This window comes from Hymenobacter rigui (assembly GCF_003944715.1).
Taxonomy (GTDB): domain Bacteria; phylum Bacteroidota; class Bacteroidia; order Cytophagales; family Hymenobacteraceae; genus Hymenobacter; species Hymenobacter rigui.
This window is the reverse complement of record NZ_RWIT01000015.1, coordinates 80,149-104,632: the sequence shown is the minus strand read 5'-3', so window position 1 is coordinate 104,632 and position 24,484 is coordinate 80,149. Positions and strand designations below refer to the sequence as shown.

Annotated in this window: 27 protein-coding genes; 13 read left to right on the top strand and 14 right to left on the bottom strand. The window is 56.7% G+C overall.

What is annotated here, in order from left to right:
• The first annotated feature begins 163 nt into the window (after window positions 1-163).
• From EI291_RS19270 to EI291_RS19260, 3 genes are all read left to right on the top strand, one after another.
• Window positions 164-526, top strand: coding sequence for a hypothetical protein (locus tag EI291_RS19270; protein WP_125423917.1), 363 nt, complete (start codon window positions 164-166; stop codon window positions 524-526).
• 51 nt (window positions 527-577) lie between these two features.
• Window positions 578-949 carry a hypothetical protein gene (locus EI291_RS19265; protein WP_125423916.1) on the top strand — a complete coding sequence of 124 codons (372 nt, stop codon included), beginning with the start codon at window positions 578-580 and terminating at the stop codon, window positions 947-949.
• Window positions 950-1,105: 156 nt separating this feature from the next.
• Complete coding sequence (locus EI291_RS19260; RefSeq protein WP_125423915.1) at window positions 1,106-1,468, top strand: hypothetical protein; 363 nt, start codon at window positions 1,106-1,108, stop codon at window positions 1,466-1,468.
• A gap of 96 nt (window positions 1,469-1,564) precedes the next feature.
• On the opposite strand, the gene EI291_RS19255 is transcribed toward EI291_RS19260, so the two are convergent.
• From EI291_RS19255 to EI291_RS19235, 5 genes are all read right to left on the bottom strand, one after another.
• Window positions 1,565-2,857 carry a citrate synthase gene (locus EI291_RS19255; protein ID WP_125423914.1) on the bottom strand — a complete coding sequence of 431 codons (1,293 nt, stop codon included), beginning with the start codon at window positions 2,855-2,857 and terminating at the stop codon, window positions 1,565-1,567.
• A 223-nt stretch (window positions 2,858-3,080) separates the two neighbouring features.
• Window positions 3,081-4,472: a tRNA uridine-5-carboxymethylaminomethyl(34) synthesis GTPase MnmE gene (gene mnmE, locus EI291_RS19250; protein WP_125423913.1), complete on the bottom strand. Its 1,392-nt coding sequence runs from the start codon at window positions 4,470-4,472 to the stop codon at window positions 3,081-3,083.
• A 96-nt stretch (window positions 4,473-4,568) separates the two neighbouring features.
• Window positions 4,569-5,228: a metal-dependent transcriptional regulator gene (locus tag EI291_RS19245; protein WP_125423912.1), complete on the bottom strand. Its 660-nt coding sequence runs from the start codon at window positions 5,226-5,228 to the stop codon at window positions 4,569-4,571.
• 115 nt (window positions 5,229-5,343) lie between these two features.
• On the bottom strand, window positions 5,344-6,357 hold the full coding sequence (locus tag EI291_RS19240; RefSeq protein WP_125423911.1) for a 3-oxoacyl-ACP synthase III family protein: 1,014 nt from the start codon (window positions 6,355-6,357) through the stop codon (window positions 5,344-5,346).
• Window positions 6,358-6,455: 98 nt separating this feature from the next.
• The gene (locus EI291_RS19235) at window positions 6,456-7,610 is read right to left on the bottom strand and encodes a glycosyltransferase family protein (RefSeq protein ID WP_125423910.1); all 1,155 of its coding nucleotides are present in this window, start codon (window positions 7,608-7,610) and stop codon (window positions 6,456-6,458) included.
• 132 nt (window positions 7,611-7,742) lie between these two features.
• Here EI291_RS19235 and EI291_RS19230 point away from each other — a divergent pair, with 132 nt between their 5' ends.
• Together EI291_RS19230 and EI291_RS19225 are read left to right on the top strand one after the other, a co-directional pair.
• Window positions 7,743-8,567 (top strand): 2,3,4,5-tetrahydropyridine-2,6-dicarboxylate N-succinyltransferase, encoded by an 825-nt coding sequence (locus EI291_RS19230; RefSeq protein WP_125423909.1) that lies wholly within the window; start codon window positions 7,743-7,745, stop codon window positions 8,565-8,567.
• A 278-nt stretch (window positions 8,568-8,845) separates the two neighbouring features.
• A complete protein-coding gene (locus EI291_RS19225) occupies window positions 8,846-9,652 on the top strand; it encodes a hypothetical protein (RefSeq protein ID WP_125423908.1) in 807 nt (268 codons plus the stop codon).
• 76 nt (window positions 9,653-9,728) lie between these two features.
• Here EI291_RS19225 and msrA read toward each other — a convergent pair whose 3' ends face one another.
• Window positions 9,729-10,277: a peptide-methionine (S)-S-oxide reductase MsrA gene (msrA, locus tag EI291_RS19220; protein ID WP_125423907.1), complete on the bottom strand. Its 549-nt coding sequence runs from the start codon at window positions 10,275-10,277 to the stop codon at window positions 9,729-9,731.
• A 249-nt stretch (window positions 10,278-10,526) separates the two neighbouring features.
• Window positions 10,527-11,417 carry a 3-hydroxyacyl-CoA dehydrogenase family protein gene (locus tag EI291_RS19215; protein ID WP_125423906.1) on the bottom strand — a complete coding sequence of 297 codons (891 nt, stop codon included), beginning with the start codon at window positions 11,415-11,417 and terminating at the stop codon, window positions 10,527-10,529.
• 338 nt (window positions 11,418-11,755) lie between these two features.
• Here EI291_RS19215 and EI291_RS19210 point away from each other — a divergent pair, with 338 nt between their 5' ends.
• Window positions 11,756-11,914, top strand: coding sequence for a lmo0937 family membrane protein (locus EI291_RS19210; RefSeq protein WP_125423905.1), 159 nt, complete (start codon window positions 11,756-11,758; stop codon window positions 11,912-11,914).
• 104 nt (window positions 11,915-12,018) lie between these two features.
• On the opposite strand, the gene EI291_RS19205 is transcribed toward EI291_RS19210, so the two are convergent.
• Both EI291_RS19205 and EI291_RS19200 read right to left on the bottom strand, forming a co-directional pair.
• A complete protein-coding gene (locus EI291_RS19205) occupies window positions 12,019-12,786 on the bottom strand; it encodes a hypothetical protein (protein ID WP_125423904.1) in 768 nt (255 codons plus the stop codon).
• A 19-nt stretch (window positions 12,787-12,805) separates the two neighbouring features.
• The gene (locus tag EI291_RS19200) at window positions 12,806-14,428 is read right to left on the bottom strand and encodes an ABC-F family ATP-binding cassette domain-containing protein (RefSeq protein WP_125423903.1); all 1,623 of its coding nucleotides are present in this window, start codon (window positions 14,426-14,428) and stop codon (window positions 12,806-12,808) included.
• A gap of 286 nt (window positions 14,429-14,714) precedes the next feature.
• Here EI291_RS19200 and EI291_RS19195 point away from each other — a divergent pair, with 286 nt between their 5' ends.
• Both EI291_RS19195 and EI291_RS19190 read left to right on the top strand, forming a co-directional pair.
• Window positions 14,715-15,188, top strand: a complete 474-nt coding sequence (locus EI291_RS19195; RefSeq protein WP_125423902.1) for a DUF4199 domain-containing protein — start codon at window positions 14,715-14,717, stop codon at window positions 15,186-15,188.
• A gap of 266 nt (window positions 15,189-15,454) precedes the next feature.
• Window positions 15,455-15,859 carry a hypothetical protein gene (locus EI291_RS19190; RefSeq protein WP_125423901.1) on the top strand — a complete coding sequence of 135 codons (405 nt, stop codon included), beginning with the start codon at window positions 15,455-15,457 and terminating at the stop codon, window positions 15,857-15,859.
• A gap of 139 nt (window positions 15,860-15,998) precedes the next feature.
• Here the strand turns inward: EI291_RS19190 and EI291_RS19185 are convergent, their stop codons facing one another.
• Entirely contained in the window at window positions 15,999-16,403 is a 405-nt protein-coding gene (locus EI291_RS19185) for a hypothetical protein (RefSeq protein ID WP_125423900.1), read from the bottom strand.
• A gap of 270 nt (window positions 16,404-16,673) precedes the next feature.
• Between EI291_RS19185 and EI291_RS19180 the strand changes: the two genes are divergently transcribed.
• Window positions 16,674-17,339: a murein L,D-transpeptidase catalytic domain family protein gene (locus tag EI291_RS19180; RefSeq protein WP_170172724.1), complete on the top strand. Its 666-nt coding sequence runs from the start codon at window positions 16,674-16,676 to the stop codon at window positions 17,337-17,339.
• Window positions 17,340-17,431: 92 nt separating this feature from the next.
• On the opposite strand, the gene EI291_RS19175 is transcribed toward EI291_RS19180, so the two are convergent.
• Window positions 17,432-17,626, bottom strand: a complete 195-nt coding sequence (locus EI291_RS19175) for a hypothetical protein (protein WP_125423898.1) — start codon at window positions 17,624-17,626, stop codon at window positions 17,432-17,434.
• 188 nt (window positions 17,627-17,814) lie between these two features.
• Here EI291_RS19175 and EI291_RS19170 point away from each other — a divergent pair, with 188 nt between their 5' ends.
• The gene (locus tag EI291_RS19170; protein ID WP_125423897.1) at window positions 17,815-18,624 is read left to right on the top strand and encodes a M48 family metallopeptidase; all 810 of its coding nucleotides are present in this window, start codon (window positions 17,815-17,817) and stop codon (window positions 18,622-18,624) included.
• Window positions 18,625-18,718: 94 nt separating this feature from the next.
• Window positions 18,719-19,624, top strand: a complete 906-nt coding sequence (locus EI291_RS19165) for a diacylglycerol/lipid kinase family protein (protein ID WP_125423896.1) — start codon at window positions 18,719-18,721, stop codon at window positions 19,622-19,624.
• Here the strand turns inward: EI291_RS19165 and EI291_RS19160 are convergent.
• Entirely contained in the window at window positions 19,621-20,838 is a 1,218-nt protein-coding gene (locus EI291_RS19160) for a metallophosphoesterase (RefSeq protein ID WP_125423928.1), read from the bottom strand. The two genes, EI291_RS19165 and EI291_RS19160, sit on opposite strands and share 4 nt — an antisense overlap.
• Window positions 20,839-20,935: 97 nt before the next feature.
• The gene (locus EI291_RS19155) at window positions 20,936-21,568 is read right to left on the bottom strand and encodes an LON peptidase substrate-binding domain-containing protein (protein ID WP_125423895.1); all 633 of its coding nucleotides are present in this window, start codon (window positions 21,566-21,568) and stop codon (window positions 20,936-20,938) included.
• Window positions 21,569-21,834: 266 nt separating this feature from the next.
• Here EI291_RS19155 and mtgA point away from each other — a divergent pair, with 266 nt between their 5' ends.
• Both mtgA and EI291_RS19145 read left to right on the top strand, forming a co-directional pair.
• Entirely contained in the window at window positions 21,835-22,581 is a 747-nt protein-coding gene (gene mtgA, locus EI291_RS19150; RefSeq protein WP_125423894.1) for a monofunctional biosynthetic peptidoglycan transglycosylase, read from the top strand.
• A 94-nt stretch (window positions 22,582-22,675) separates the two neighbouring features.
• A complete protein-coding gene (locus EI291_RS19145) occupies window positions 22,676-23,128 on the top strand; it encodes a YybH family protein (protein WP_125423893.1) in 453 nt (150 codons plus the stop codon).
• A gap of 90 nt (window positions 23,129-23,218) precedes the next feature.
• Here the strand turns inward: EI291_RS19145 and EI291_RS19140 are convergent, their stop codons facing one another.
• Entirely contained in the window at window positions 23,219-24,400 is a 1,182-nt protein-coding gene (locus tag EI291_RS19140; protein ID WP_125423892.1) for an App1 family protein, read from the bottom strand.
• Window positions 24,401-24,484 lie beyond the last annotated feature (84 nt).

The following is a 24,484-nucleotide window of genomic DNA, read 5'->3' as shown; positions in this document are numbered from 1 at the left end:
TAAAAAATCTTTTTATTATTAAATTAAACTTGTTATGTTTGGATATCCTCACCTCCCCTACCGGAGAGGATGCCGGTCCACCGTCTCGGTGGTAAAGCACTGATCTGGGGATTTTTTCGGATTTCACTTTTCATCTACTGTTCCATTTTTCACGCTTCCCCTTATGAAAAAGACTACGCTTTTTGCCTGTCTGCTGCTAGGCGTTCAGAGTGTGGTGCTGGCTGGTACTACCAGCGACGGCGCAACCAGTATTCAGGCCCGGGCCACGGCGCTTACCCGCTCCATCTCCGAGAAAGTGCGCCTTGATGAAGGCCAGTACCTGCGGGTAAAGCAGTTGAACATGCGCATGCTGCTGGAAATGGAAGACCTCAAAATCCGTTTCGCCGCCGATCCATCCATTCTCGATCAGCGCCTGGCCGATGCCCAGATTCGGTACGAGAATGACCTGACTTCCTTGCTGCGGCCAGCTCAGCTGGCGCTGTTCCAGGAAAGCCGCGCGAACATGACTGCGCTGGGCCAGCACTAGGCCCGGGCAGCTTTCCCGTTACACCCTTCCCAAAACCCTATTCCCAAACCCATGAAAAAGCTGACGATACCCCTGGTAATGGCAGTGCTTGCACTGGCTTCGCACCGGTTGCTTGCGGCTCCAGGCCCCGGCACGCGTGACCTGCAGGCCCGTGCCGTTGCCATGACGCGCTCCTTGTCGCAGCACATACACCTGAATGAAGGACAGTATGTGCAGGTGAAGGCTCTGAACCTGCGGCTGCTGCAGGAGCTGCTCTCTGCCCGGGCTCTGTTTCTGCACGACGCGGAAATGCAGAACCGCGCCATCGTGGATGCCCAGCAGCAGTACGAGTCAGACTTGGCTTCCTTGTTGCAGCCGAACCAGCTGGCTTTGTACCAGCGGAATCGGGCCAGCATGACAGCCCTCAGTGAAGTACCGCGCTAGGACGGAAAGGGAGCCTGCATATGCAGGCTCCCTTTTAATTATTTTATTAAAATAAATATTGACATAGTTATAAAAATACTATATACTTACATACGGTACTACAGTTAGCACTACTCATTACACTCGTTTCTTCCCACCAACTCACCATCGTTTCTTATGAAAAAAGTATTCGCATGCCTCGTTTTTGTATCAATGGCCATTGCCGGCACTTCTGTGCAGGCCAGCCCCGGCGACGGTAGCAAGGTTGCCGCCCGTGCTACTGATATGACCCGTCGAATAGCAGAGCGTACGAAGCTCACGGAAGGCCAATATGTAAAAGTCCGGGCCCTAAACGTGCGGCTGCTCACGGAAATGGCCGATTTGCGCAAGCAGTTTGCCAATGATGCCGTTGAAATGGACAAGGCTATGGCCGAGGTGCAGATGCGCTATGAGTGGGACCTGGCTGCCGTACTGGGACCAAAGCGCATGATGGCCTATGAAGAAATGAAAACCAATTTCACGGCAGTCAACATGCGCTGATTTATAACAGGTTATACACTGTTGTATAAAGCAACGGTTGTAACGCAAAAAAGCCCGCTTATGCGGGCTTTTTTGTTTTGTAGTGTCTCGGAAGAATTACGAGCGGGAGTCGATGCTCACGTAATCACGCTCAGTTTCGCCGGTATAGATCTGACGTGGGCGGCCGATAGGCTCTTTGTTTTCACGCATTTCCTTCCACTGGGCAATCCAGCCGGGCAGGCGACCCAGGGCAAACATCACCGTAAACATTTCGGTGGGGATGCCAATGGCCTTGTAGATGATGCCGGAGTAGAAGTCGACGTTGGGGTAGAGCTTGCGCTTGATGAAGTATTCATCGGTGAGGGCAGCCTGCTCCAGTTCCTTGGCAATTTTCAGCAGCGGGCTGTCTTCCAGGCCCAGGGCCGTCAGCACGTCATCGGCAGCCTTCTTGATAATAGTAGCGCGCGGGTCGAAGTTCTTGTACACGCGGTGGCCGAAGCCCATCAGACGGAACGAGTCGTTGGGGTCTTTGGCTTTATCCACCCATTTCTGGGTATTGCCACCGTCCTTCTGGATGGCTTCCAGCATCTCAATCACCTCCTGGTTAGCGCCGCCGTGCAGCGGGCCCCACAGGGCGTTGATACCCGCCGAAACCGAGCCGTAGAGCGAAGCATTGGCCGAGCCCACCAGACGTACCGTAGAGGTTGAGCAGTTCTGTTCGTGGTCGGCGTGCAGGATGAGCAGCTTGTTGAGGGCGCTGACGATGCGTGGGTCGAGTTCATACTTCTCCGTGGGGAAGCTGAACATCATGTACAGGAAGTTGGAGCAGTAGTCAAGGTCGTTGCGCGGATAGTTCAGCGGGTGACCCATGTTGTTCTTGTACGTCCAGGCGGCAATGGTCGAAATCTTGGCCATCAAGCGAATCACGTTCAGGTCAATTTCCTCAGCCGACAGGTTGGGCGACAGACTTTCGGGGTAGAAGCCGGTCAGCGCGCAGATTAGGCTGCTCAGAATGGCCATCGGGTGCGTCGCCGACGGGAAGCCGTCGAAAATCTTGCGCACATCCTCGTGCACCAGCGTGTGCTTGGTAATCTGCTCCGAGAAGTTGTCGAGCTCCGCTTGGGTGGGGAGCTTGCCATAAATCAGCAGATAGGCCACTTCAATGAATGACGATTTCTCGGCCAGCTGCTCAATGGGGTAGCCCCGATAGCGCAGAATGCCCTCCTCACCGTCGAGGAAGGTAATGGCGCTTTTGGTGGCCCCGGTATTTTTGTATCCCGAGTCAAGGGTTACGTAACCGGTCTGGTCCCGCAGCTTGCCAATGTCAAAGGCTTTTTCTTGCTCGGTGCCTTCAATGACGGGGAGAGAATAGGATTTCCCGTCGAGGATCAGTTCAGCAGATTCTGCCATAAAAGTGGGGTGAAGGGTGGGTTGCAGGGCGAAACTAAAGAATTACCGGTTCAGCCGGAAACCCCATGAGAGTTTATCGCCTATACTACAACCAACCTCAGGTTGTTGTTTGAGATGGGGAAAGCGCAAAGAAACGGCCCACGGGTTGAAAATGCGGCATGCCGCACAAGGTTTTTACCTGACTAACTGTATTTTTCCCCGCAAACGATGCCGGAAGTTCTGTCTACTTCCCAATGCAGAACTCGGTGAAGATGCTGGTCAGCAAATCGTCGTTGCTGATTTCACCGGTAATCTGGCCCAGCGCGGCAAGGGCGTGCCGCAGGTCGGCCGCCAGCAGCTCGGTACCGGTGCCGGCGCTCAACCCGGTCAGGACGGCTTCCAGGTGCCGGGCAGCTAGTTCTAGGCTCTGCGCATGACGCAGGTTGGTGACGATAGTGCTGGAACCGGCGCGGTCCAGGCCTTCGCCGCGCACTTTTTCCAGCAGCCGTTCCTGCAGCTCATCCAGTCCGTCGCCGCGGGAGGCGGCAATGAGAATAGTATCCGAGCGGTGTTGAAAGGCTTCTTGCTCCGCATCGGAAGCTACGTCCAGCTTATTGCCTACGGCCAGGACGGGCACTTCGGCAGGTAAGTGAAGGGCTTCAATTTCTGCTTGAAGCTCAGCTGGGGTAGTAGCCGTAATATCAAACAGATATACAACTAAGGCGGCCTGCTTTACCCGCTTTAGAGTGCGTTCCACACCAATGGATTCCACTACATCGGCGGTGTCGCGCAGACCGGCCGTATCCACAAAGCGGAAGCGGATGCCGGCAATGCTAACCTCATCCTCGATCAGGTCGCGGGTGGTACCCGCCACGTCCGACACGATGGCGCGCTCCTCGTTAAGCAGCGCATTGAGCAGGGTGCTTTTGCCCGCGTTGGGTCGGCCGGCAATAACAGTGGTTACGCCGTTCTTGATGACGTTGCCCAGCTCAAACGACCGGAGCAGGCGGCGCACCAGCTGCTGCACTTCCTGCAGCAGCTGCACCAGACCGGTGCGGTCCGCAAACTCGACATCTTCTTCGCCGAAGTCCAGCTCCAGCTCCAGCAGAGCCGCGAACTTCACCAGTCGGCCGCGCAGGTCCTTTAGTTCCTGGGAGAAGCCGCCGCGCATCTGTTGCATAGCTACCTGGTGCGACAGTGCTGAGTCGGAGGCAATGAGGTCGGCTACGGCTTCGGCCTGGGCCAGATCGAAGGCCCCGTGCAGGAAGGCCCGCTTGGTGAACTCGCCGGCTTCGGCCAAGCGGGCCCCCCTGCGCAGCAATAGCCCCAGCACTTCCTGTACAATATAGTCGGAGCCATGGGTGCTGATTTCCACTACGTCCTCGCGGGTGTAGGAGTGTGGCCCCCGGAACAGGGATATCACCACTTCGTCCAGAATTCGGTCTCCGTCGCGCACAGTACCCACGTGCAGGGTATGGCTGGGCTGGTCGCGTAGGCGCTTGCCGGCAAACACCGAATCCGTCAACCGCACTGCATCGGGCCCCGACAGCCGGATTAACGCAATAGCTCCGGAGCCCGGCGGAGTTGATAGGGCAACAATGGTGTCGGTAAGAGAAACGGGAATAGCTGCGGCCACGGCACTGAAAAATGGTTCTGGCAACAAAGGTACACGCTGCCAGCTACTGCCCGGCCGCTGCTGGCGTGAATAGCACTTATGGCTCGCTTTATCCTCTTAATCGGATACGAGCAAGTTACGGCTGACTTCAGCGGATATCAGATACTTAATTTGATTATTTATTTTGATTTCTAAGGAATTATCGAACGTAACCTTATCTATTACTTCAATAGTGGTGCCCAGGTTTACACCCACTTTATCAAGATACTGCAGAAACGGAGCCGAAGTGTTTTTGACGGCTATTACCCGGCCCTGGTCGCCGGGGCGCAGGTCGGAAAGCAGTCGGTGCTGGGGGCGGTGCAGCACACCATCGGCCGTTGGAATTGGGTCGCCGTGGGGGTCCAGCTGCGGGAAACCCAGGAACTCATCGAGGCGGCGCACCAGCAGGTCGGAATCAATGTGCTCCATCTGCTCGGCTACGTCGTGCACCTCATCCCAGTTAAAGCCGAAATGCTGCACCAGAAACACTTCCCAAAGCCGGTGCTTGCGGATGGTGAGCAAGGCCAGCCGACGGCCTTCCTCAGTAAGTGAAACGCCCCGGTAACGGGTGTAGTGCAGGAGGCCTTTTTCGCCGAGCCGCCGGAGCATATCAGTAACCGAAGCGGGGCGTGTCTGCAGTTCCTCGGCTACGCTGTTGGTGCTAACCTCCGTGCCGGGGTGGGCTTCCGACAGCTTATATATGGCCTTCAGGTAGTTCTCCTCGGTGTAGCTGGGCATTTTTTTGAATCAAGAATTACGAATTAAAAATTAAAAAATGGCTGCTCCATGACTCCAGACAGGTCAGGAACGGCCATTTTTTAATTTTTAACTCTCAATTTTTAATTGGCGAAGCCTACCACTTTATCAAAGCAGAAGCCCAGGTGAAGCCAGAGCCAAAGGCGGCCAGGCACACCAGGTCGCCGCGCTTGATGCGGCCTTCCTGTACGGCTTCACTTAAAGCAATGGGCACAGAGGCAGCCGTGGTATTACCGTAGCGCTGGATGTTGCTGAAGATTTTGTCGTCCGTGAGGCCCATTTTCTGCTGCACGTACTGGGTGATGCGCAGGTTGGCCTGGTGGGGAATCAGCATATCAATGTCCTTCGACTCGTAACCGTTCTGGTCAAGAGCCTCCCGGATAACCTGGGGGAAACGGACCACGGCGTGCTTGAACACATTCTGGCCATTCATGTATGGGTACATGTCCAGCTCGTTGGCCATTACATACTCCACCCGGTTGTTGCGGTTGGAGCCCGGCTCCTTCACAATCAGCTCCTCGGCATGTTCGCCCTGGGAATGCAGGTGTGTGCTCAAAATGCCGTGACCCTCACGGGTGCTGGGCCGCAGGACCACTGCGCCGGCGCCATCCCCGAAAATAACGGACACGCCGCGGCCACGGGTGCTGATATCGAGGCCCGAGGAATGGATTTCGGAGCCAACCACCAGCACCGTGTCGTACATACCGGTTTTCACGAACTGGTCGGCCATGCTCAGGGCGTACACGAAGCCGGAACACTGGTTGCGCACGTCAAAGGCCGGAATGGGGTCTTTGATGCCCAGCTCACGTTGCAGCAGCACGCCCGAGCCCGGAAAGAAATAATCGGGCGAGAGGGTGGCAAACACAATCATCTGCACATCATCGGGCGTGAGGCCAGCCATTTCCAGGGCCTTGCGCGCGGCGTTGGCAGCCATATTGGCTGTGGTATCCTTGCCTTCCTCAAACCAGCGCCGCTCCCGGATACCGGTGCGCTCCTGAATCCACTCGTCGGTGGTGTCCATGAGGGTGGTCAGATCAGCATTGGTAACCACGCGCTCAGGCACGTAGTGACCAACGCCGGCAATTTCAGAGTGTCGGAGAGTGTTGTTCATCAGTAGGGGAATTTGCGGGGCAGAGCGGTCCGAGAAGTTGAGCCGAAGGTAAAAAAAATCGGTAGCCTGCTCCGTAAACGGGCCGCAAAGGTCGGTAGTTACCGGATAGAATCCATCAGCTGGTGCAACTTTCCCGCCTCAGTAGTCCAGAAGGCCTCAGTGGGTGGGCCCAGCGGGTAAAAGATAGTAGTTTGCAGCTGCGCAATCAGGGCTTGCGCTTCCGGATACGTTTCCTGTTGAAAATCAAAAACCAACCCCGCCTGCGCGGCTTCTACCTGCGAAACCCACAGCGGGTTGGGCGGCACAATAACCGGCAGCGCATTGGCCAGATACTCGAACAGCTTGGTGGGAATGCAGCGGGCCGTGCTGGTATGAGGACGATAAGGCAGTAACCCCAGATGGCTTTGCCGGATTTCGGCTACCACCTGCTCGTGCGGCACCAACGCCGCGCCACCCACAAGCCGGACGGCCCCGGCCGAGGTGCGTATGGCGACTTCCAGCAGAGGGAGCAGTCCCGGCTGCTGGCAAAAACCAATAATGGTCAGCTGCGCCAGCGGCCAAGCAGTTTGGAGCAGCTTGATAAACCGGATAGCCTCCCAGACGCCGTTCAACTCGGAGATAGTACCGGAGTAAACCACCCGCAGCGGCTCGGTAACGGGAGGCAGCCGGCGGGGCCAGACGGGTGGAACCGCATCATACGGCTGGTACTTGTTTTCGATGATAAACGGTTCCGGCGCGGGCGCTTGTGCAAAGGGCAACTCAGCGGCATAGCTACGCTCGGCCAGAAGCACGGCGGCAGCCCGACGGGCAGCGAGAGTTTCGAGGCGGCGTACCAGGCCGGCCAGCAGCCCCTTGGCCCAGTCCGGATACACGGCCTGCGTCTGGATGTTGAGGGCGTAGTTTTCCCGCACGTCGTACACGAAGCGGCGGCCGGCGCCCAGAAGCTGCCACAGCACCGTAAGGGGAAGTAGTTCCGGAGCATGTACCACCACCGTAGTAGGGCGGAGCCTGTGCAGAAGCGTCCAGTAGCGCCATTGCGCGGCCACCCGCGCCATGCTCAGCCGGGTACCGTGCAGCAAGGGGTGGGTGTGCAGATTAGCGGGCAACTGGGCCGGAGCAGGAGCGAAGCGCCCGGCCACGTGCACTTGGGTATGGGGCCGCTCAGCCAGGGTGCGCCCAAACTTCCCCAGCATACGGGTATCGTTGAGAGGCTTGAGCACAGAAGCCAGCAAAATGATGGGAGAGGGCGGCATATTGAATACGAAGATGGTACTTTTGGGCCGCTTGATTTAGTAGTTGCGGGTTGCGGGCGGCGGGTTGTTAGGAAAAAGTCTGTTCCGGCAACCCGCCGCCCGCCGCCCGCAACCCGCAACTGACCCCTTACTATGTCTGAACTACAACATCTGATTGAGGCTGCCTGGAACGACCGGAGCCTCCTGCAACAAACGGCCACTACGGAGGCCATTCAGCACGTTATCGAGGAACTCGACAAAGGCCGCCTGCGCGTGGCACAGCCCGGGGCTACGGAAGGTGCGGATTGGCAGGTAAACGACTGGGTGAAGAAGGCCGTCATCCTGTATTTCCCCATCCGCCAGATGGAAACTATTGAACTGGGTCCGTTTGAATTCCGTGACAAGATGCGGCTCAAAACCAACTACGAGCAGCAGGGTGTGCGTGTGGTGCCCCCGGCCGTAGCCCGCTACGGTGCATTCCTGGCTCCCGGCGTTATCATGATGCCGAGCTACGTGAACATTGGCGCTTGGGTAGGCGAGGGTACAATGGTAGACACCTGGGCCACTGTAGGCTCCTGCGCCCAGATCGGGGCCGGCGTGCACCTGAGCGGTGGCGTAGGCATTGGCGGTGTGCTGGAGCCGGTGCAGGCTGCTCCGGTTATTGTGGAGGATGGGGCTTTCGTAGGCTCCCGCAGCATTCTGGTAGAGGGCTGCTTTGTAGGTAAAGAGGCCGTTATCGGGGCCGGCGTCACCATCACGGGCAGCACCCGGATTATTGATGTGACTGGCACCGAGCCGAAGGAATACCGGGGCTATGTGCCGGCCCGCTCGGTGGTTATTCCGGGCTCCTTGCCCAAGCAGTTCCCGGCCGGAGAGTACCACGTGCCCTGCGCCCTCATCATCGGCCAGCGGAAACCCAGCACCGACCTGAAAACCTCCCTCAACGACGCGCTGCGGGAGCACAACGTGGCCGTTTAAGCCAGAAGCAGCAGGGTGCACCCTGTAATGTAGAACTCCGGAACGCCCGGCTGGCTGTTCGTAGCCGGCCGGGCGTGTCTGTGTCAACAGAATTCAGATAGTCAGCAGTTATCTTAGCAGAATGACGGCCTGCAAGCGAACCTGCGGCAGAAGCCACGGCGGATGAATCCTGGAAATCCGAAAAATCCGTTTAAATCCGTGATTAACTGCTTAACATTGTAGGCCGTGGCCGAAACCAATTCCTGCCGGGCCGCCGGTCTATTCTTTCTCTTTGCTTGATGAGTACCCACAAATCAGTTGTATCGGCCGCTCAGGCCCGCGACGAAGTGCGCGACTACGTAGCCCAGGAGCTGGGCATTGAACCTGATACCATTCAAACGCGCGTTGCCTTCAACCGGGACCTGCCCTGGGTAGATGGCCGCAACCGCCCGTGCTTTCTGGTAGAATGGGCCGAGCCCAACGGCCGCGACGGAGTGGCCATTGCCGGCCCGTACACCCACAATTTCTTTGAGTTCACCCGCGCCGATGCCTATCATCTGGGTGCTCAGAACGCGTGGCGGCAGCAACTGCTGAACCTGTATGCCGGCTGCGAGCTGGTGGCGCAGGCCCGCATGACCCAGCCCCTCACCGACACGTCCGACCCGACCCGGCTAAGCATCATCAAGCAGACCCTGGAGGAGCGTACCAATTGGCGCGTAGGCGTGAACGTATCCTTGCGCGACTTTCTGCGGCTGGGTACCGATGAGTATTACATCTTCAACGGGAGCTGGGTATGGAACCCCAACTACCGCTACTCGCACCTGAAGGGCTTTATTCCGTACGGTGAGAAAACCCTGATGGAGCTGCCTAAAGGAGAATTTATTCCAGTGAAAAACTTCTCGCCCTTCGAGGCCATTCCGCCGCTGGGCGAGGATGGTGCCTACCCGGGAGAGTTGGTAAGCTTCATCATCGTGAAAAACAACCAGATCCTGGAAACCCGGGCTCTGGATCTGTATGCCCGCACCCTCATGAACCAGGTAGCTATGTTTTATGCCCTGGGGCGGGAGCATGGCCCTTTCCAGATTGATCTGGTAGAGCAGCAGTAATCCTGTTTACAAGCCAAAAGAAAAGCCGCTTCGAATTGCTCGAAGCGGCTTTTCTTTTGGCTGTAATAACTGATTCTTACCGAACGGAAGCCTTTTCGGTCTTCAGCTTATCGGCAAATACCTGCCGCACTTTGTCCACCTTTGGCTTTACAACAAACTGGCAGTAAGGCTGCTGACCGTTCTGATTGTAGTAATTCTGGTGGTAATCCTCGGCGGCGTAGAAGGTGGTTACCGGCACAATTTCCGTCACAATGGGGTTCGGGAAGGCGTGGGCGGCATTCAGCTTCTGCTTGTACTCGTCAGCCAGCCGGTGCTGCTCCTCGTTGTGGTAGAAAACCGCCGAGCGGTACTGCGTACCGGTATCCGCGCCCTGGCGGTTGAGGGTTGTTGGGTCGTGGGTTTTCCAGAATACTTCCAGCAGCTCCTCAAAGCTGATAACCGTGGGGTCGTAGGTAATCTGGGCTACCTCGGCATGACCGGTAAGGCCGCTGCACACTTCCTTGTAGGTAGGGTTGGCAATACGCCCGCCCATGTAGCCGGATACTACCTTGTCCACGCCCTTGAGGTCCTGAAAAACGGCCTCGACGCACCAAAAGCAGCCGGCTCCAAATGTTGCCTGTTCCATTCGTTTGAGTTTCGTAGTTGATGAGGGAATAACGGTCTGCTGCGCCAATGCTGCACTTAGCAGCCCCAGGCCGAGCATAACCGTTAGAATAGCTCGTAGCATACGTACAAAAGGCATTTTGGGCGAAAAAAGTTTACATCTGTCCGGGTTGTTTACCAGCCGAAACAAGCAGACGCCTTACACATTGATACCCAAGTGGCTACCAGCGTGTAAGGCGTCCGTTAGAATGCAAGTCTGTTTGCGGCCAGGTTATTTCTTGAACCGGTCAGCTACTACCAGCTCTTTGGTGCCGTGCGTCCAGGAGTAGAATCCTTCGCCCGATTTTACGCCCAGCCGGCCAGCCGTTACCATATTTACCAGCAGCGGGCAGGGGGCGTATTTGGGGTTGCCCATGCCCTCATGCAGCACCCGCAGAATCGCCAGGCACACATCCAAACCAATAAAATCGGCCAGTTGCAGTGGGCCCATGGGGTGCGCCATACCCAGTTTCATCACCGTGTCGATTTCCTCCACGCCGGCCACTCCTTCAAACAGGCTGATAATGGCCTCATTGATCATCGGCATGAGGATGCGGTTTGCTACAAACCCCGGGTAGTCGTTCACCTCGGTGGGGGTTTTGTTAAGCTGCCGCGACAGGTCCATGATCTGCTGCGTTACCTCGTCGGAAGTAGCGTACCCCCGAATCACTTCTACCAGTTTCATTACAGGAACCGGGTTCATGAAGTGCATACCGATAACCTGTGCGGGCCGTTGGGTAACGGCTGCAATGCGGGTAATGGAAATAGACGACGTATTGGAGGCCAGAATAGCGTTGGCGGGTGCGTGCTGGTCCAGTTCCCGGAATATCTTCAGCTTCAGGTCAATGTTTTCCGTGGCGGCCTCAACTACCAGCTCCACCTCCCGGACTCCTTCAGCAATGCTCGTGAACAGCTTCAGGCGGCCCAGCGTGGCGGTTTTGTCGTCAGCCGAAAGCGTGCCTTTGGTTATTTGGCGGTCGAGGTTCTTGTCGATAGTGGCCAGCCCTTTGTCCAGAGCCGTCTGGTTGATGTCAATGAGGGAAACGGAGAATCCGTGCTGGGCAAAAACGTGGGCAATACCATTGCCCATGGTGCCCGAGCCAATAACAGCTATCTGGTGCATATGCGAAAAAAGAAGGGTGGGAAATAACCCGTTTCCGGGTTTGGGTGCCGCAAAGCTACGCCGAAACTTTTCGCACCCAAGGCTGCAGTATCAGGATATTCTGCTGTCTGATTATAGTTTTTTTACCATAGTAAAACTGCGTTTGTAGCGTTGAATAGGCTTTTTATAACGTATTGTACAACTCAGAAAGAGAAAAATAAATCGGCTTCCAAAACCTTTTGCCGGAACTCCCGCGTACAAAACCGCAGAACGGCTCCTGAAGCGCCATCACCCAATCTGCTTTCAGAAGCCACCAAACCCACTCTCCCTTTTTTCCACTTACTCTCTCCTCTTTCACCATGGGAAATCTGCTGTATATCATCGCTGTAATTCTGGTCATTCTCTGGGCTGTTGGCTACTTCGGTATGCACGTTGGCGGTGGCCTGATTCACATTCTGCTGGTAATTGCCATCATTGCTATTCTGCTGCGCGTAATACGCGGCGGTAGAGCAGTATAGCTCCGGCACCCGTATTCCACTCTGGTAGCTGGGATAAATAAAGTCCAAAAACACAAAAAGCCCCGCTCAGCAATGAGCGGGGCTTTTTGTGTTGCACAAGGCTGCTATTTCAGATCAAACAGAAAGCTGAACCGAATGACTGGCTGGCCATAGATGTCATCGAACCCGTCGTTGAAGTTGTACAGGACCACAATATCGGCGGCGGCCCGGTCGCTGAAGCGGGTTCGGTAGCCCGCCCCAGCCAGTGGGGTGCGTACCGTATGCTTGTAGGTGAAGACGGTATTGGTGGTATAGTCAATGCCGAGTGTTTCAGCATTGGTTACCTCATATTCAGCGTGCAGGAAAAACTCTTTATAGGCAATAAACTGCGCAAATGCCTTCAGCCCGATGCTGTTGGTTTTGATGGTTGGCAGGCCGCTAAAGGAATAGCTGTTGTAGGCGTACGATATGCCGGGGCCCGCTGCGAAGCGCTCCGTGAACCGGTACCCGATGGCCGGCGCCAGACTGCCGCTAAACTGACTGTAGCCATTGTAGCTGTTGAAACCCAGACCAAAGTTGGTGTATAGAAAATAGCGGCGCAGAGGTGGGGCGGGAGCCGCTACGCCGGGGCGCTGCGGCAGATCCATTCCTGACGGCCGGCTGGGGTCATAGGGGGCGTTGGAGGCCGGTACGTTGCGGTCGGGCACCGGAGCCTGTACCGGCGCGGGCTGGTATACGGGTGGAGCCGTGGGAGCCGGTGCCGACCCGGGAGGGGCCGTGTTCAGTTGGGGCTTCACGGTGCGCGTGGTATCGGTGGTTTGGGCTGAAACGGTAGGGGCCAGCCCAACCAGGCCGGCCCCACTTATCAGCATCAGGAACAGATGTCGTTTCATAATGCTTGCAGTAACGTAATTACGACACCAACTGATACATGCGCTGGCGCTGGGTTTTGATGTTGTCATCGGCCAGGTATTCCTCGTAGCTCATGCGGCGGTCAATGATGCCATCCGGCGTCAGTTCAATGATGCGGTTGGCTACCGACTGAATTACCTGCAAATCGTGGGAGGCAAACAGCAGCGTGCCGTTGAAATCACGCAGGGAGTTATCCAGGGCCGTAATGCTTTCCAAGTCTAAGTGGTTAGTCGGGTCGTCGAGTACGAGTACGTTACCGGCTTCCATCATCATTTTGGAAAGCATGCAGCGCACTTTCTCGCCACCACTCAGCACGTTCGACTTCTTCTGCGACTCCTCACCCGAGAACAGCATGCGGCCCAGGAAGCCCCGGATAAACGATTCGTCCTTTTCGGTGCTGTACTGGCGCAGCCAGTCCACCAGGTTCAGGTCGGTATCGAAAAACTCGGTGTTTTCCTTGGGAAAATAGCTAGGCGTAATGGTAGTGCCCCACTTATAGTCGCCGGAATCCGCCTTAATCTGCTCGAACAGGATGTCGAACAGGAGAGAGGCTGCCCGGTCGTCGCGGCTGATGACAGCTACTTTATCCTTCTTATCCAGCGAGAAGGATACGTTGCGAAAAATCACCTGTCCATCAACCGACTTGCTCAGATTTTCTACCGTCAGCAACTGGTTGCCGGCTTCGCGCTCCGGCTTGAAGGCAATGTACGGGTACTTGCGCGACGACGGCTTGATTTCTTCCAGCGTGAGCTTCTGGAGCAGTTTCTGGCGCGAGGTAGCCTGCTTGGATTTGGAAGCGTTGGCCGAGAAACGGCGCACAAACTCCTCCAGTTCTTTGCGCTTATCTTCCGTCTTCTTGTTCACCTCCTGACGCTGACGCAGGGCCAGCTGCGACGACTCGTACCAGAACGAGTAGTTGCCGGGGTACATGGTAATTTTCGAGAAGTCCAGGTCGGCCATGTAGTTACACACCGCATCCAGGAAGTGACGGTCGTGGCTTACTACAATAACCGTGTTCTGGAATGAATCCAGAAAGTTTTCCAGCCACAGTACCGTTTCGGCGTCTAGGCCGTTGGTGGGTTCGTCCAGCAGCAGCACATCGGGGTTACCGAACAGGGCCTGTGCCAGCAGTACCCGTACCTTATCGGAGGTACCCAGGTCGGCCATCAGGGTCTGGTGCTTGTCTTCGCCGATGCCAAGGCCCGACAGCAGTTCGGCGGCTTCGTACTCCGCGTTCCAGCCTTCCAGGTCGGCAAACTCGCCTTCCAGTTCGGCGGCCCGCTCACCATCGGCATCCGAGAAATCCGCTTTGGCGTAAAGCGCGTCCTTCTCTTCCATTACCTTCCACAGACGCGTATGGCCCATGATAACGGTTTGCAGCACCGGGAAGGCATCGGCTGCAAACTGGTCCTGCTTCAGAACCGACAGGCGGGCACCCTTGGGCATATCCACCGAGCCGGTATTCGGCTCAATCTCGCCCGACAGGATTTTCAGAAACGTAGATTTTCCGGCCCCATTGGCCCCGATCAGGCCATACACGTTGCCGGGCATGAACTTGATGGTAACGTCTTCAAACAATATGCGCTTGCCGTAGCGCAGGCTTACGTTGGAGGTGCTGATCATAAAAAGTAGTGCGGAAGAACCCGAAAGAGCCGGTAGTTGGCCAACCGGCCCGCAAAAGTACACAAATTGCCCTGCCCGGCCGGAAATTTACCGGTAAACGACCTGACCGCCGAAAAAAACAACCCCATTTCACAACAAGCTACCTATCAGTACTGTATAGAAAGAAAGCGGGCAGCGCGCCGGATACGTTGTGCAGATGCTTGTTCAGAACAAGCGGGTACCTGCCGCGAGTTCCGGGTGCTTCCGGCCAATGGGTTTCTCTTCCACCACTTAACTGTTTCGTCTTATGGCCACCACTCACCTTACTCCCGAGACCAACGGTGTCCGCTACGGCCTGTTTACGGCTGGGGGCATGATGCTGTATTTCCTGCTGGCTTCGCTTTTTGGCCTTGCCGAGCGGATTGAGCTAAGCTTCCTGAATGGCGTAATTATGGTTATTGGCATTTGTATGGCCATTGTGCACTACAAACGCTACCGGCACGGACGCATGCCTTATTTGCATGGTTTTGGCACTGGCATCATCACGGCCGGTGTTGCTTCCATAGCTTTCGGCTTCTTCTTTATTCTGTATGCCGGAGTGCTGAACCGGCATATTATGGATGGCATCCGGGCCCAGGATCTGTTTGGCTTTGATTTGTCCGTCACCATTGCCTTTCTGGCCATTATCCTGCAGGGCGCAATGGCTGGTGTGATTATTTCCCTGATTGCCATGCAGTACTACAAAAGCCCGGATCATAAGCCCATGACTGGTTTGGAATAATGGGCCACTGCTCAAAGTTCAAAAGCCGGACCCATCAGTCCGGCTTTTTTGTGATATATACCTGGAAAGATCCGAATATTAAGATAATTATTTCTATATAAAATTGTCTTTAAATTCTATAAATATCTTGTTTTATGATTTAATAAATATATTTTTGTATTCAAAGAGCCGCAAATGAGTTGGAATTTTCTTTGGGAAAGTTTGGTTCATTCAGCATTACCGCTCTTATGTCAAGTACACACCTGCCTGCTTTCCACCGTTTTCTCATGAAAGCTCTTTTTCTGCTTCTGCTTCTGGCCGGTCTTAGTACGGCCGCCCAAGCACAACTCAAAGACCGATACGCTGAACGACCAGGAACAACGGAACCATCTGCTGCTCAGGTTGAACGGCTAACCCGTACGATGAGTGAGCAGCTTCAACTTAATGAAGCGCAAATCATCCAACTACGGGCCGTAAACAAAATCAAGCTGGCCCGGGTCGAAGAAATTCAGTGGCAATATTATGACTCTCCGCTGGAGCGCAACGCGAAGCTGGCGGAGCTTGAGTCGCAGTATGAAACGGAGTGCAGCCGCATCCTGACTCCTTCACAGCTGAGTATGTTTCACGATGACCGGCAGCGTGACGCGGTTCCTCCTCAACCCACTAATCCCACCGATGGTGGACTGGGGTAGACGGCTTTTAATCACAGTATCACCAACCAGAACGGTCATCAGCTCCTAGGAACTGATGGCCGTTCTGGTTGGTGATAAAATTTTTAAGATGGCAGACGAGGGCGCGTATTACTGGCAAAAATAAATAAAATCATATTATTTATTTTTTTAACACTGGTAGGATTACTTCGGTAACGGTGCCAGTGGCACCACTCCGGATAAGAAGGCGGTTGCGGGCGGAGCGGGGATGACCGGTGGCGCAATGCATGCCGGGGGCAACGTAGTAGATGTACACTTTGTCGCTTTGCTCCCCCAACTCTTCTTCATCAGGGTGACCAAGTAAAGCCGTAATATCGTTGATTCTGGCCCCATATAGGTCGTTTCGGTGCTTCTCGAGTACCGGTAGGAGCGCAGCCCTTTGGTCACGGCAGCCGTACTGGTCGGCGCGCCAGGTGGTAGAATTGAACTCGGGAATGCTGGGTAGCGCATGGCCGCAGCCAAATAACGCCAGCGTGCCCGCTAAAAAAAAAATTGGGCTAAACAGAGAAACAGGAACGGTTTTCATGGGTAAGTAGTTGAGCAGGGCGAGGTTGCTTAAAGTAAAAGTGCTATTTTTGGTCGGCCCATAGCAGTACTGCTTCGCAAGCTACCTCAATTTACTTCGCCCCGACTACTTTAGCCGATGACGAATTTGCCGACTGTTGCCGCCGGTCTTTTCCTGACGTGTTTGTCCTGGTTTACTTCTGCGGGGGCCGTTTCAGCTCCAGGTCCGGTTGCTCCCGTGGAGGAGGCCCCCGCAACAACAGTATTGAGTGCTCCTGAACGAAGCCTGTATATGGCAGCGTTTGAGCAGCACATAGCCGCTACCTACACCCGGGCCGGGCTGCTGAACGCCGGATTACCACTTGTTACGTACCGGAAGGCTCTCGTGGGGTTTTATAATCTGCAGCAGCGTGGTACTGTCAGCAGCAAATGCCACACCATCACCATTATTGATTTCAGCCAATCCAGTACCCGGGAACGGCTGTGGGTGGTTGATCTGGCCCAGGGACGCTTGCTGCACCACACGCTGGTAGCCCACGGCAAAAATACCGGTGCGGAGTACGCTCAGTCATTTTCTAATCAGGAAGGCTCCGAGATGAGCAGCCTGGGCTTTTACGTTACCGGCACTACGTACCAGGGCAAACACGGTCTGTCCCTGAAGCTACAAGGGGTTGATGAAGGCTATAACACCAATGCGCTGTCCCGCTCAGTAGTGGTGCACGGGGCCGAGTATGTAAGCCCGGCATTTGTGCGGCAGCACGGCCGTTTGGGCCGTAGCCAGGGATGCCCGGCGTTACCAGTTGCTCAAACCCCCGGTATTATTCGCTCCATAAAAAGTGGTACAGTAGTGTTTGCCAACGCCCCCACGGGTGTGGCCTATCAGTCACAGTGGCTGCAGCTGGATGGCGCGCTGCTGGCCTTCGCGCAGCACAGCGGCCTATTGCAGCGCCCCGGCTAAAGAGCAATCGAAGAGAAAAATACCCATGCGGCCCCGCTCCTGAATTCAACAGAGGCGGGGCCGCATGGGTTTAGGCGGAAAGGGGTGAGGGGCTAAGCCCGGTCGCTGGTAGTGCGCACCAGGTTGATACCCGCAAAAAAGAAGATCAGGCCTACTACGAAGGGAACCAGAGAGTTCATCTTGCCTAGGCCAAGGCCGCCAATACCGAGGAAGCCCAGTGCGCCCAGAATGATACCAATGATACCGAGTACGGTGAGGATACTGCCGAATGTGCGTTTCTGATTCATGACGCAGGAAAATTACGGTGAGGGAGAGAAGCCACCTGCCAGAGGGGCCGGAATACGGGCTGATACGTGCATCGCTGGATTTTGGGTTTCAGAGCTCCGGGCAACCCTACAAAAAACGACGCGTTACAAGTCGCAAAGGACGTTTTGTCCTGGATTCGCACTTCCCACTCCCTTCCCTACAACCAGTCATGAGAGGCAATCTTCGCTACATAATAGCCCTGGTAATGGCCGCCTTTGCGTTCATTCCCTACTACTGCAACACGCAGAAAAATGAAGTAACCGGCGAAGTCCAGCACGTGAATATGTCGGCGGAGCAGGAAATAGCCCTGGGCCTGCAGGCTGCTCCGGAAATGGCGCAGCAATACGGCGGCATTCACCCCGACCAGAAGGCCGGAGCCGCTGTGGAGCGCATTGGCCAGCAGATTGTACGGAGCACCAAAGCCAGCCAGACACCCTACAAATTCCAGTTTCACCTGCTGGCAGATGAGAATACTATTAATGCCTTTGCATTGCCCGGTGGGCAGGTATTCATCACGGCCGGATTGCTGAAAAACCTGAAAACGGAAGGCCAGGTGGCCGGCGTACTGGCCCATGAAATTGGGCACGTAGTAGCCCGCCACTCGGCAGAGCAGGTGGCTAAATCACAGCTCACCAATGGCCTCACCGGGGCCGCCGCCATTGGGCTCTACGACCCGGACCGGCCCGGTACTGCCGCCAGTGCCGCCGCCGCCGCTATGGTGGGCAAGCTCCTGACGCTGCGCTACGGCCGCGAGGATGAGCTGGAAGCCGATAAACTGGCCGTGGATTTTACGCCCTCCGCTGGCTACGATCCCCGGGCTATGATTCAGGTGATGGAAGTGCTGGAGCAGGAAAACCGGGGCAGCAGTCCGCCCGAGTTTCTGAGCACCCACCCCAACCCCGGCAACCGGATACAGGAGCTGCAGCGGGATATTGCCGCCGATTATCCGCAGGGGCTGCCGGCCAACCTGAAGCCTTAGCGGCCCTTAGTTTTGAAAGTAATATAGCCAGCACTTTGCTGGCTATATTTTTATAGGCATCTCTGACCGTTATTGCTGTTCATTTTCATTGCTCATGCCTGCACAACTCCGGGACCTGCTGTTTGTACTCAACCCGATTTCCGGTGACGTTGACAAGACGGCGCTGGAGAGTACCATCACTGCGTATTGCACTGAACGGGGCCGCACGGCAGCCTTCTTCCACACCACCGGGCAGAACGATCTGGCGCACCTTACCAGCCACCTCGCGGAGCACCGCTACGATGCCGTGTTTGCGGCCGGCGGCGACGGTACCGTGAGCCTGGTAGCGGAGGCCGTGAGTGGCAGTGCGCTGCCGCTGGGAATTATCCCGCTGGGGTCCGGTAATGGGCTGTCGAAGGATCTGGGAATACCGCAGGATGTGCCGGCCGCTTTGCGCCTCACCTGGGAATATACAGTGCGCACCCTGGATACGCTGCGGGTAGGGGGACTTTTCGCGGCGCATCTGGCCGATATCGGCTTTAATGCCCTGATTGTGCAGAAGTTTGATGAAGGTGATGTGCGCGGCCCCGGGGCCTACGTGCGCATTGCCACGCAGGAATATGCCGCCTACCAGCCCGCCTCGTATCATATCCAAACCGACCGGGAAACCTGGGAGGGCGAAGCCTTCATGCTGACTATTGCCAATGCTAACACGTTCGGGAGCAACGTGGTTATCAACCCGAACAGTCGGCTGGATGACGGCGAGTTTGAACTGTGCCTGATTGCGCCCTTTCCCAATACCGCCGCACCGGGTTTGCTATACCGCTTGTATACCAGCGACTTTGATGAATCGGACTACACCCGGCGGCTACGGTGCCGCCACGCCCGTATTGCGGTGTCGGGTGCAGGGCAGGTGCTGGTGCAGGTAGATGGTGAGCCCCACCAGCTGCCCACGCCGGTTGACGTAGAGATTCAGCCCCGCAGCCTGCGGGTGCTGGTTCCGGTGCCAACTGAAGCTTAGCGGCTGAGCAGGTGCTCCAGGCGCTTAGGCAACGGTACAACCGGGGCAGCGGCGGCTCGGGCAGGGTATAGGCGCACCCGAAACACCTCCGAAGCAGCGCCCGGCTCCAGCGTACGTAGCCAGGTTTGTCGGGGGTAAAAATCAACGCTGAAAAATCCGGTATGCTCGTGCACGAAGGTGGCCTGTCCGCCCTTCTGCACAAAAGCCGTTTTGCTGCCGGCCCCACTTACGAGGTAATGCCCGCCGTGGCGCTGGAAATACTGCAGGTTATGGTCGTGGCCGGCGGCGTACACCACATCCGGAAAATCGTGCAGCACCCGTAGCAGGCGGCGGCGCATTTTGCGGTAGCGGGGGTGCGCCATATCCTCGGCCGCACCTACCAGCTTGCGGTACAGTGGAAGCAGTGAGCCAATAAGCGGCAGGGGCACATACGCCCGTTTATGTACGGTGGTGAATGGGAAAATATGCTGCTTGGCCGTGAATTTGCCGCCGTGCAGAGCATTGGAGTACAGCGGGTGGTGGCCTGCCACCAGCACCCGCTGGTGGCGGTTGGCTTCCAGTAGCTGCCGAAGCTGACGGAACGGCTCTTTGGCATTGGCGGCCGGGCGGGCGCCACGCTGTACCCACCATTGCGTATTGAGCACAATCAGCAGCAAACCGGGGGCCAGCTGCAGTGTAACGGGGCCAGGCGTGCCATCCGCGGGTAGATAGTGAGCGGAGGGCAGCTTTTCTCGCACGTAGGCTTCCTGGCGGCGCAGATATTCCCAGCCATCGGGGCGGCCCTTGTTCCAGTCGTGGTTGCCACTGAGCAGCACCACGTTGCCCGCAAACTGGCGCAGGCTATCCAGCAGTGCATCGAAGCGCGCCTCTGCCAGGGGCCGCCTGGGGTGGTGAAGCGGCGGCATGCCTACCGGATAAACATTGTCGCCGAGGATAATGATAGTACCGCTCCGTCCGGTTTCCTGCTGCCATTGTTCCAGCAGCTGCAACACTGGGTCGGAGCCGGTGGTGGCCACTGCGCCCGGGTCGCCGAGCAGGGCCACGCGGTGTAGCGGCGGTTCCTCCGGTACTGGCTGCATGGCCCAGTCGTTGCAGGCCGGGGCCACGTACGGCCGCCGCCGGTAGCGCCGCTCTTCCATGTACCGGCTCAGCAGCCAAAGCAGTAAAAGCCCGGCGAAAACCAACAGCGCATAAAAAGCAAAAGAAGAAACCACCACGGAAATAAAGTTGCGTGAGTAGCTACTGTACGCAAATAGTCGGCAGTTTGCTGCCACCCCGTGGAGCCGACGGATGGCTACCCCCGAGAAAGGCCTAGAAAGTGGGAGGCGTCAGATTTTTGAAATGGCCATTCAGGCGTACCCGTTCCTTAAGTCGCTCGGTTTCCAGCAGTACTGGCAGCACATGCTCTAGGTGAGCCAGTACCAGCTGCTGACGCTCCACTTCCGTTGCCGCTTCCATCAGTTGGTATTCCTGCTCGGTGCTCATGCCCAGATGATGCGCCACCTCATAGGCCCGGAAGTTGTCGGGCAGCTCCAGCAACAGCCGCCGTAACCCCAGCACATCATACAGCTGCTGAATCAGCCGGCGGGTTTGGTGGTGCATCACTAGGTCAGCGGCGTCATCATCGGGTAGGGGCTCCACAGTGGCGCCGGCATACAGCTTACCGGGCAGCTCATGGAAAAACTCCCGCACCTGAAACAGCCCAATGGCCTTGGTACGAATGTCCATTTCCCCGGTTGGATAGGTTTTTTCGATGCTGATCAGCCGCATTTCCGTGCCCAGTGTGCTAACGCCACCATTAATATAGGGCGGGATACCGAAGGTGATATTGTCCTGCAGACAGTCGTGAACCAGCTGGCGGTAGCGGGGCTCAAAAATGTGCAGGTTGAGCTTTTCTCCCGGAAATACAACCAGATTGAGCGGAAATAAGGCCAGCTGACGCATTGCAGTGGGAGGGTTGGGTGAGAGGAGAGCAGGGGAGAAAGAAAAACCTGCGGCCGTCGGGGCCGGGCGGCTGCCAATATGCGGAAATAATCCTGACGTGACAGCCGGCCGCATCCCGAAAGCTTCTGCTATAACAAGCAGGCTGCCCGTTTGGCTAACCGACATCAGCAGAAATGCTGCCCCGGAAAACCAATTGTGCTGCATCAGCCGCTACTTTTACGGCCGGCTTCCGCATTGGGCCCAACTAAATTCAGGCAATTACACTCGTGACAGATTACAGGCAAACCGCCCGACGGGTAGGCAGAGTGGCAGTTCAGGTAATAGCCGCGTTATTTCTGACCTCCGTGGCCTGGGTAGTGATTTACCGTTGGGTAAGTCCGCCGGCCACCTGGCTGATGCTGGACCGCCGGGCCCACGCGCCAGTCGGCAAAGGCTACTATGGAATCCAGGAAAACGACCGGCGGATCCGTTACAGTTTCCTGAGTCTGGAGGACGTGTCGCCGCAGCTGCCGCTGGCTCTGGTGGCAGCCGAAGACCAGCGTTTCCTGGTGCATCACGGCTTCGACGGCGACGCCCTGATGAAGGCGGCCAAATCAAACATGAGCGGCAAAAAGCAGCTGCGGGGCGGCAGCACCATCTCGCAGCAGGTAGCCAAAAATGTGTTTCTGTGGCACGGCCGCAGCTACGTGCGCAAAGCGGCGGAGGCGTATTTTACCCTGCTGATTGAGCTGCTCTGGAACAAGCGCCGCATTATGGAAATGTACCTGAATGTGGCCGAAATGGGCGACTGTATTTTCGGGGCCGAAGCGGCTTCGCAGCGGTATTTCCACAAATCAGCCAGCCAGCTGAATCCGCAGGAAGCGGCGCTGTTGGCGGGGGTGCTGCCCAATCCGTTGCGGTTTCGGGCCAGCAATCCGGGGCCGCAGGCGCGGGCCAAGCAGCGGCGCGTGCTGCGCCGGATGCGGCAGCTGCGTGGCTCAGTGTATGTGCAGGAGCTGATGGACAATAAATAGCAGTGCGGAAAATCCGGCACCGGAAACGCCCGCCTTCGATATGCGAAAGGCGGGCGTTTTGTGTTTCTTCGTATTTCTACTCGCTCCAATTTGTATGAAATACGTTGTTTACCTGCTGCTTGGCGGTGCGCTGCTCACGGCCTGCACGGCTGCCCGGCCACTTTCCCCGGCCTCTGCCAGCGCCGCCCGCCAGGCCATCCGGCAGGTGCTCACCACCCAGACGGCCGCCTGGAACCGCGGCGACGTGGCGGGATTTATGCAGGGCTACTGGCAGAACGATTCCCTGGTGTTTATCGGTAAAAGCGGCCTGACCTACGGTTGGCAGCGCACCCTGGATAATTACCGGCGCAGCTACCCCACGCCGGCCGCCATGGGCCAACTGGATTTCAGCAACCTCCGGATTCAGCCCCTCAGCCCGGACGCCGCGCAGGTAATTGGCCGCTGGCACCTGGCCCGCCCCGCCGCCGGCGACCTGCAGGGACATTTTCTGCTGGTCTTCCGCCGTATCAACGGGCAGTGGGTAGTGGTAGCCGACCATTCGAGTTGAATGGGTGAATTGTCGGATGGCTGAATGGCTAAACTGCTTCAATAATAGCCCAATTCAGCTATTCACCCACCCGACAATTCAGCCGCTCACTCAGCGCATTACCGGTTTGCCGGTGCCTTCGCCATCAAGGCCGTCCTCTTCTGGGTCCGTTTCATCTTTTTGCTTTTCCTGCTCCACAGCGGGTATAGCATCCTGAAATACCAGCCCCGAGTTGGCAGCATGCCGGGCGGCTTGTACCGTATCCTCTACCAGTAACATTTCCACTTTCTCGTCTCGCAACTCTTCCGCTACCTTCTGCACCAGAGCTGCCCGCTCCGGCAGGTTCACGTCGCGGATATAAATGGCCAGCACGCGGCCGGGGTGGCGGCGCACTACCTCCCGGTAAATATTGGCGTCCTCCTGTCCCGAGTCGCCGATGAGGACGAAGGGGAGTTTGGCATAGGTGAGGAGCAGGTTGTCGATTTCCTTAAGCTTGTGCCCGTGATGCTCAGAAGCTGCGCCGGCTTCTTTGCGCTTCAGCGCCATATCCCGGAGCAGGAGCGGGCCGGGGGGAATATCATTCAGGTGCAGAAAATCCTCCAGCAAATCGTACAGATTCCAGGGCGAGGACGAGACGTAGAAGAACGGGTTGTTGCGCTTACCGTTGCGGCCCAGTTGTAGCTGCCGGTAAAACTCGGCTACGCCCTTAAACGGCAACCGGGAGCGGGCATTGCGCAATAGCACCGTGCGGGCCATGCGCAGCAAATCCGTGGCTGAAGTCTGGATAACGGTATCGTCGAGGTCGGAGATGATGCCGTATTCCGCATCGTGCGGCGGGATGAGTACCATGGCCTGGGTATTGAGGCCCGGCGGGGTTGGGAATGGTGCGGGGGCTTTGCGCAGCAGCACCTCCACCGGGTACCATAGGTAGTCAACCGGCTCGGGCAACGCGTCCGGGGCCAGATTCAGCGTGAAATACCCTTCTTCATCCGATATTACCGTATGATCGGTGCCATCGGCGGGCAGCACGCTGAGTTGGGCACCACTGATTTCGTTGCTGTCGAAGCGGCGGTACATGTTCAGTAGGTTGTGCCAGCGCGAATCAGCCGGGTCCGGCTCCTTAATGCCTTTATCGGTAAGCAGGCGCCCTTTCACGTATAGGCGCTCCGGCGTGCCGTAGCTGCGGTACGGAATCAGCTGCAGCGGATGCAGCAGACCCAGGCGGGCGCGGGTGCGGGTCAGGGCGTCGTCGGCGCGTTCAGCCCAATTACTCAGAGTATCTAGAAGTGCCATCGGGCGTAAAGAAAACGGGTTACTACTGGTTTTGCCTACGCAACATCATCGGATCTGTGTTGTGTTAAACCCGAAAACCAGTAG

Bases quoted from the DNA above. Each gene is read 5' to 3' on its own strand.
- EI291_RS19270 (WP_125423917.1), top strand. From the start codon at position 164: ATGAAAAAGACTACGCTTTTTGCCTGTCTGCTGCTAGGCGTTCAGAGT.
- EI291_RS19265 (WP_125423916.1), top strand. From the start codon at position 578: ATGAAAAAGCTGACGATACCCCTGGTAATGGCAGTGCTTGCACTGGCT.
- EI291_RS19260 (WP_125423915.1), top strand. From the start codon at position 1,106: ATGAAAAAAGTATTCGCATGCCTCGTTTTTGTATCAATGGCCATTGCC.
- EI291_RS19255 (WP_125423914.1), bottom strand. From the start codon at position 2,857: ATGGCAGAATCTGCTGAACTGATCCTCGACGGGAAATCCTATTCTCTC.
- EI291_RS19245 (WP_125423912.1), bottom strand. From the start codon at position 5,228: ATGCCCAGCTACACCGAGGAGAACTACCTGAAGGCCATATATAAGCTG.
- EI291_RS19240 (WP_125423911.1), bottom strand. From the start codon at position 6,357: ATGAACAACACTCTCCGACACTCTGAAATTGCCGGCGTTGGTCACTAC.
- EI291_RS19235 (WP_125423910.1), bottom strand. From the start codon at position 7,610: ATGCCGCCCTCTCCCATCATTTTGCTGGCTTCTGTGCTCAAGCCTCTC.
- EI291_RS19230 (WP_125423909.1), top strand. From the start codon at position 7,743: ATGTCTGAACTACAACATCTGATTGAGGCTGCCTGGAACGACCGGAGC.
- EI291_RS19225 (WP_125423908.1), top strand. From the start codon at position 8,846: ATGAGTACCCACAAATCAGTTGTATCGGCCGCTCAGGCCCGCGACGAA.
- msrA (WP_125423907.1), bottom strand. From the start codon at position 10,277: ATGGAACAGGCAACATTTGGAGCCGGCTGCTTTTGGTGCGTCGAGGCC.
- EI291_RS19215 (WP_125423906.1), bottom strand. From the start codon at position 11,417: ATGCACCAGATAGCTGTTATTGGCTCGGGCACCATGGGCAATGGTATT.
- EI291_RS19210 (WP_125423905.1), top strand. From the start codon at position 11,756: ATGGGAAATCTGCTGTATATCATCGCTGTAATTCTGGTCATTCTCTGG.
- EI291_RS19205 (WP_125423904.1), bottom strand. From the start codon at position 12,786: ATGAAACGACATCTGTTCCTGATGCTGATAAGTGGGGCCGGCCTGGTT.
- EI291_RS19200 (WP_125423903.1), bottom strand. From the start codon at position 14,428: ATGATCAGCACCTCCAACGTAAGCCTGCGCTACGGCAAGCGCATATTG.
- EI291_RS19195 (WP_125423902.1), top strand. From the start codon at position 14,715: ATGGCCACCACTCACCTTACTCCCGAGACCAACGGTGTCCGCTACGGC.
- EI291_RS19190 (WP_125423901.1), top strand. From the start codon at position 15,455: ATGAAAGCTCTTTTTCTGCTTCTGCTTCTGGCCGGTCTTAGTACGGCC.
- EI291_RS19185 (WP_125423900.1), bottom strand. From the start codon at position 16,403: ATGAAAACCGTTCCTGTTTCTCTGTTTAGCCCAATTTTTTTTTTAGCG.
- EI291_RS19180 (WP_170172724.1), top strand. From the start codon at position 16,674: ATGGCAGCGTTTGAGCAGCACATAGCCGCTACCTACACCCGGGCCGGG.
- EI291_RS19175 (WP_125423898.1), bottom strand. From the start codon at position 17,626: ATGAATCAGAAACGCACATTCGGCAGTATCCTCACCGTACTCGGTATC.
- EI291_RS19170 (WP_125423897.1), top strand. From the start codon at position 17,815: ATGAGAGGCAATCTTCGCTACATAATAGCCCTGGTAATGGCCGCCTTT.
- EI291_RS19165 (WP_125423896.1), top strand. From the start codon at position 18,719: ATGCCTGCACAACTCCGGGACCTGCTGTTTGTACTCAACCCGATTTCC.
- EI291_RS19155 (WP_125423895.1), bottom strand. From the start codon at position 21,568: ATGCGTCAGCTGGCCTTATTTCCGCTCAATCTGGTTGTATTTCCGGGA.
- EI291_RS19145 (WP_125423893.1), top strand. From the start codon at position 22,676: ATGAAATACGTTGTTTACCTGCTGCTTGGCGGTGCGCTGCTCACGGCC.
- EI291_RS19140 (WP_125423892.1), bottom strand. From the start codon at position 24,400: ATGGCACTTCTAGATACTCTGAGTAATTGGGCTGAACGCGCCGACGAC.